Genomic DNA, 5,913 nt, shown 5'->3' on the forward strand with positions numbered 1-5,913 from the left:
GGACCGACGTCGCTCCGGTGGCGAGGTCCGGCCCGGTCACCGCAGGGCCGGAGCCGGCCGGGACGCCGTCCGCCGGGGAGGGGTCCGGATCGGCGGTGCCGGAGCCGGCCGCCGTCGACCCGCTGCGGCCCGCCGCGGGCACGCCCGCCGGCGGCTCCACGCGCGCGGCGATCTGCCGGCGCGCGACGACGAGGACCCCCGCGGCGACGACGCACGCCGCCACGCAGGCCCAGTACAGCGCGGTGCTCCCGGTGAGCAGACCGCCGACGAAGAGCCCGAGGCCCAGCAGCACCAGCAGCGCGGCGATCGCGATCACAGCAGGGACTGTAGGGCGCGGCCGGCCGGGGGCGCCGCTGGACGCCCCCGGGTCCGGGAGGTGTCAGCCGGGGGTCTGGGTGACCCGGAGCCCGGTCACCGCGGAGAACAGGTGCGCCTCACCGGGCCGGATCGCGACGTGCACGACCTCGCCCTTCATGGGCGGGCGACGCGGGTCGGCCCGCAGCACCAGCTGCCGGCCCTCGTCGCCGGCCTCCCCCGCGGCCAGCCGGCCGTAGGCGAAGGCGTCCGAGCCCAGCTCCTCGACGATCAGGACCTCGACCGGGATGCCCTCGCCCGCGGCCACGAACTCCACCGATTCCGGGCGGAACCCCAGCGTGGCCGCGTCGCCCCCCTCGCGGGCGAGCACCGACAGCGCCTCGCGCGGCAGCGGGACGGTGTGGCCGGCGACCTGCGCGCCACCCTCGGTCAGGGTCACCGGGACGATGTTCATCGCCGGCGAGCCGATGAAGCCCGCGACGAACACGTTGGCCGGCTTGTCGTAGAGGTTGCGCGGCGTGTCGACCTGCTGGAGGACGCCCTCGCTGAGCACCGCGACGCGGTCCCCCATCGTCATCGCCTCGACCTGGTCGTGCGTGACGTACACCGTCGTGACGCCGAGCCGCCGCTGCAGGGCGGCGATCTCGGTGCGGGTCTGCACCCGCAGCTTGGCGTCGAGGTTGGACAGCGGCTCGTCCATCAGGAACACCTGCGGCTGGCGCACGATGGCCCGCCCCATCGCGACGCGCTGCCGCTGACCGCCCGAGAGCGCCTTGGGCTTGCGGTCGAGGTAGGGCTCGAGGTCCAGGATGCGGGCGGCCTCCTCGACGCGGGTCCGCCGCTCCTCCTTGGGCACCCCCGCGATCTTCAGGGCGAAGCCCATGTTCTCGGCCACCGTCATGTGGGGGTAGAGGGCGTAGTTCTGGAACACCATCGCGATGTCGCGGTCCTTCGGCGGCAGGTGCGTGACGTCCCGGTCGCCCACCCGGATGGTGCCGTCCGTGACCTCCTCGAGGCCGGCCAGCATCCGCAGCGACGTCGACTTGCCGCAGCCGGACGGGCCGACCAGCACCAGGAACTCGCCGTCGGCGATCTCGAGGTCCAGCGCGTCGACCGATGGGCGGGTCGCGCCGGGGTAGACGAGCGTGGCGTGGTCGAACGTGATGGCGGCCATGGGTCCCTTCCTGCGCCGAACGGTGGCGTCACTGTGGCACGCCCGGTGGCCCCGCGACCACCAGGACGTCGCCGCCGTCCCCGCCCGGATCACCCGGTGAGGACGGTTTTCTCCCCCGATCGTGCACCGAGGGCGGGACACCGTGGGAGCGCTCCCATATGCTCCCCGGCGCACCCGTACCCGAACGGGCTACCGCCCCTTCGGATGCGGCACAACCGTTACGGCAACGTTGCCGCCGGGGGTCTCCCGCGCGGCTACTGTCGCCGGACGGATGTGGCGGCCGGACCCGCGATGGGGTGTCGGCGCTGGTCACACGATGCGGCGACGGAGCCGCAGGAGTCTGGAGGGGACCACATGAGCAAGCGTGCGAGGGGCCGCGGGGCAGCGGCCCTGGCCGGCGGGCTGGGGCTGACGCTCCTGCTCACCGGGTGCGGCGCCGACGAGATCGACGGTGGTGGCAACGGCGGCGGCGCGGCGGCCGCGGACACGGAGATCGACTGCGCGCCCTACGAGGAGTTCGGCGACCTGGAGGGTGAGACGGTCACCGTCTACACCTCGATCACCGACCCGGAGGACCAGCCGCACATCGACTCCTACGTGCCGTTCGAGGAGTGCACCGGGGTCGACGTGCAGTACGAGGGCTCCCGCGAGTTCGAGGCCCAGCTGGTCGTGCGCGTCCAGAGCGGGAACGCACCCGACATCGCCTACATCCCGCAGCCCGGCTTGCTCGCCACCCTGGTCGGCACCGGCGCCGTCGTCCCCGCTCCCCAGCAGGTCGAGTCGAACACCGACGAGTACTGGGACGAGAGCTGGAAGGAGTACGGCAGCGTCGACGGCACCTTCTACGCCGCGCCGCTCGGCGCGAACGCCAAGAGCTTCGTCTGGTACTCGCCCTCGATGTTCGAGGAGGCCGGCTACGAGATCCCCCAGACCTGGGACGAGATGATCGCCCTCTCCGAGGAGATCGCCGCCACCGGCGCCAAGCCGTGGTGCGCCGGCATCGGCTCCGGTGAGGCCACCGGCTGGCCGGCCACCGACTGGCTCGAGGACGTCGTCCTCCGCACGGCCGGCCCCGAGGTCTACGACCAGTGGGTCAACCACGAGATCCCGTTCGACGACCCGCAGATCGTCGAGGCGCTGAACACCGTCGGCGAGATCCTGAAGAACCCGGAGTTCGTCAACGGTGGCCTGGGCGAGGTCCAGTCCATCGCCACCACCGAGTTCGGTGACGCCGGGCTGCCGATCCTCGACGGCAACTGCTGGCTGCACCGGCAGGCCTCCTTCTACCAGGCGAACTGGCCGGACGGCACCGAGGTGGGCGAGGACGGCGACGTGTTCGCCTTCCCGCTGCCCCCCATCGGCGACGCCGGCACCCCGCCGGTCCTCGGCGGTGGCGAGTTCACCGCGGCGTTCAACGACGACCCGGCCACCCAGGCGTTCCAGACCTACCTGTCCTCCCCGGAGTGGGCCAACATCAAGGCCCAGGTCTCCGGCCCCGGCTGGGTGAGCGCCAACACGGGTCTGGAGATCGACAACCTCGTGTCGCCGATCGACCAGCTGTCCGCCGAGCTGTTCCAGGACCCCGAAGCGGTGTTCCGGTTCGACGGCTCGGACCTGATGCCCGGGGAGATCGGCGCCGGTGAGCTGTGGACGCAGCTGACCGAGTGGATCGCCTCGGACAAGTCCAGCGAGGCGGCGCTCACCGCGGTCGAGAACGCCTGGCCGGAGTCCTGATCAACCCGCGGACCGGCGCCGGCGTGGCCGGCGCCGGTCCGCACCCGCATCCCGGAGGCCGGGGGGTCGCAGCGCTGCGATCCCCCGGTACTGCGCCGTCGAGGGAGAGGTCGTAACCGGTGGAGTGGTTCCTGGAAACGGAGTCGGCGGGGCACAAGTTCGCCCTGATGGGGTTCGCCATCCTGCTGTTCACGGTGGTGATGGGCGCGATCCTGCTGGCCGCCGACCGGCCCCGGCGGGTGCCGAACTGGGTGGTCGTCGCGGCGTTCCTGGGGCCGACCGCCCTCCTGCTGCTCGTCGGCCTGGTGTACCCGGCCCTGGAGACGGTCCGCGCGTCGTTCTACAACAGGGACGGGTCCGAGTTCGTCGGGTTCGGCAACTACGCCACCGTCTTCACCAACGACGGCTTCCAGACCGTCCTGCGCAACACCGCGCTGTGGGTGCTCGTGGTCCCGATCGTGACCACGGGTCTCGGGCTGGTGTACGCCTACCTGGTCGACCGCACGCGGTTCGAGGCCCTCGCCAAGGCGCTCATCTTCCTGCCCATGGCCATCTCGATGGTCGCCGCCAGCGTCATCTGGCGGTTCGTCTACGAGTTCCGGCCCGACCAACCGGGGGTCAACCAGATCGGCCTGCTGAACCAGCTGCTGGTCACCGTGGGCATCGACCCGCAGCAGTTCCTGCTCGATGCGCCGCAGAACAGCCTCTACCTGATCGTGGTGATGATCTGGATCCAGGCCGGCTTCGCCATGACGGTGCTGTCGGCGGCGATCAAGGCCATCCCCGACGACATCATCGAGGCCGCCCGGCTCGACGGGGTCAGCGGCTTCCAGATGTTCCGCTACGTCACCGTGCCGAGCATCCGCCCCGCCCTCGTCGTCGTGCTCACGACGATCGCGATCGTCACGCTCAAGGTCTTCGACATCGTCCGCACGATGACCGGCGGCAACTTCAACACCAGCGTGGTGGCCAACGAGTTCTACGTCCAGTCGTTCCGCCAGTTCAACTTCGGGCTGGGCGCCGCGCTGGCCGTGCTGCTGTTCGTGCTGGTGATCCCGATCATCGCCTACAACGTGCGGCAGCTGCGGCTGTCGGAGGAGATCCGATGACGACGACGACCCCCGTCATGGCCCCGGTGCCCGGGGAGATCGACACGCGTGGCCGGGTGCACCGCCGGGCCGCCCGGGCCAAGAACCGGCTCACCTCCCCCGCCGCGTCCGCGATCGCCATCGTCATCGCGATCCTGTGGACGGTGCCGACCCTGGGCCTGCTCGTCACCTCGTTCCGGCCCGAGCTCGACATCCGCCGCTCGGGCTGGTGGACGTGGTTCACCGACCCGCAGATCACCCTCGACAACTACAACCAGGTGCTCTACGGCGGGCAGACGAACTTCGCGGAGCTCTTCGTCAACTCCCTGGTCATCACGCTGCCGGCGGTGATCATCCCGATCACCCTGGCACTGCTGGCCGCCTACGCCTTCGCGTGGATCAAGTTCCGGGGCCGCAACATCCTGTTCGTCGCCGTGTTCTCGCTGCAGGTGGTGCCGATCCAGGTCACGCTGATCCCGCTGCTGAGCCTCTTCGTCGACGTGGGCATCGAAGGGTCGTTCTGGACCGTCTGGCTGGCCCACTCGATCTTCGCGCTGCCGCTGGCGATCTTCCTGCTGCACAACTTCATGAAGGACATCCCGGCGTCGCTGGTCGAGGCCGCGCGCATGGACGGCGCCGGCCACGTGAAGATCTTCTTCCAGGTGCTGCTGCCGCTGCTGACGCCGGCGATCGCCGCGTTCGGCGTCTTCCAGTTCCTGTGGGTCTGGAACGACCTGCTCGTGGCACTCACCTTCGCCGGCGGCGCCCCGGACGTCGTCCCGCTCACCGTGCGGCTGGCCGAGATGGTGGGCAGCCGGGGCGCCGACTGGTTCCTGCTCTCGGCCGGGGCGTTCATCGCCATGATCGTGCCGCTGATCGTCTTCCTCGCCCTGCAGCGCTACTTCGTGCGTGGCCTGCTGGCCGGGAGCGTCAAGGGCTGAAGGACCTCCTGCTCCCCGGCACCCGCAGGCTCGAGCCGGGACCCTGCAGGAGGCCGTCCCAGCACGTCACGGGACGACGGAGGCCCCGGACCGTGTGGTCCGGGGCCTCCGTCGTGCTGCCTCAGGCGCTGGCGTGCTGGTTCTGCCGGCCGGCGGCGGCGGGCTCGGCCGAGCCGCGGCTGTCCAGGTCGCGCAGGTGCGACTCGAGGTAGGACCGCAGCCGCGTGCGGTACTCGCGCTCGAAGGTGCGCAGCTCCTCGATCTTGCGCTCCAGGCTGCTGCGCTTCTCCTCGAGACCACCCATCACCTCGACGTGCCGGCGCTCGGCGTCCTGGTCGAGGGCGGCGGCCTTGGCGCGCGCCTCCCGCTCCATCGTCTCGGCACGGGTCCGGGCGTCGCCGATCATGGAGTCGGCGCGGTGCTTGGCCTCGGCGACCATCTGCTCGCTCTTGGCGCGCGCCTCGGTCATCAGCCGCTCGCTGTTGGTCTTGGCGCCGCTGAGCATCTGCTCGGCCTGCGTCTTGGCCTCGTTGACGTAGCGGTCAGCGGTCTCGGTGGCCAGCGCCAGCATGCGCGAGGCCCGGGCGCTGTCGTCCTCGCGGGGCTGCTGCACGGGCGGCGGGGCCGGGGTCGGCTGCGGCGCGGGGCTTGGCCTCGGCGA

General features: G+C 71.3%; 6 protein-coding genes. 3 read left to right on the forward strand and 3 right to left on the reverse strand.

The window, feature by feature from the left end; all coding sequences use genetic code 11:
- Both E9549_RS22340 and E9549_RS22345 read right to left on the reverse strand, forming a co-directional pair.
- A partial coding sequence (locus tag E9549_RS22340; protein ID WP_236828789.1) for a hypothetical protein occupies positions 1-316 on the reverse strand: 316 nt, incomplete at its 3' end.
- 63 nt (positions 317-379) lie between these two features.
- Positions 380-1,489 carry an ABC transporter ATP-binding protein gene (locus E9549_RS22345; RefSeq protein WP_236828790.1) on the reverse strand — a complete coding sequence of 370 codons (1,110 nt, stop codon included), beginning with the start codon at positions 1,487-1,489 and terminating at the stop codon, positions 380-382.
- A 354-nt stretch (positions 1,490-1,843) separates the two neighbouring features.
- Here E9549_RS22345 and E9549_RS22350 point away from each other — a divergent pair, with 354 nt between their 5' ends.
- The 3 genes from E9549_RS22350 to E9549_RS22360 all read left to right on the forward strand — a co-directional run bounded on the left by E9549_RS22350 (position 1,844) and on the right by E9549_RS22360 (position 5,252).
- Entirely contained in the window at positions 1,844-3,223 is a 1,380-nt protein-coding gene (locus E9549_RS22350) for an ABC transporter substrate-binding protein (protein ID WP_236828791.1), read from the forward strand.
- Positions 3,224-3,342: 119 nt separating this feature from the next.
- Entirely contained in the window at positions 3,343-4,332 is a 990-nt protein-coding gene (locus E9549_RS22355; protein WP_236828792.1) for a carbohydrate ABC transporter permease, read from the forward strand.
- Positions 4,329-5,252 carry a carbohydrate ABC transporter permease gene (locus E9549_RS22360; protein WP_236828793.1) on the forward strand — a complete coding sequence of 308 codons (924 nt, stop codon included), beginning with the start codon at positions 4,329-4,331 and terminating at the stop codon, positions 5,250-5,252. Before E9549_RS22355 ends, E9549_RS22360 begins: the two co-directional genes overlap by 4 nt.
- Before the next feature lie 121 nt (positions 5,253-5,373).
- Here the strand turns inward: E9549_RS22360 and E9549_RS22365 are convergent.
- Positions 5,374-5,913, reverse strand: a 540-nt coding sequence (locus E9549_RS22365) for a cell division protein DivIVA (protein WP_236828794.1), incomplete at its 5' end; no start/stop codon positions are given.

Origin of the sequence: Blastococcus sp. MG754426, from assembly GCF_021699055.1 — a bacterium.
Taxonomy (GTDB): Bacteria; Actinomycetota; Actinomycetes; order Mycobacteriales; family Geodermatophilaceae; genus Blastococcus.

What these genes read in the sequence shown, in the direction of transcription:
- E9549_RS22345 (WP_236828790.1), bottom strand. Translation starts at nt 1,489, where the DNA reads ATGGCCGCCATCACGTTCGACCACGCCACGCTCGTCTACCCCGGCGCG.
- E9549_RS22350 (WP_236828791.1), top strand. Translation starts at nt 1,844, where the DNA reads ATGAGCAAGCGTGCGAGGGGCCGCGGGGCAGCGGCCCTGGCCGGCGGG.
- E9549_RS22360 (WP_236828793.1), top strand. Translation starts at nt 4,329, where the DNA reads ATGACGACGACGACCCCCGTCATGGCCCCGGTGCCCGGGGAGATCGAC.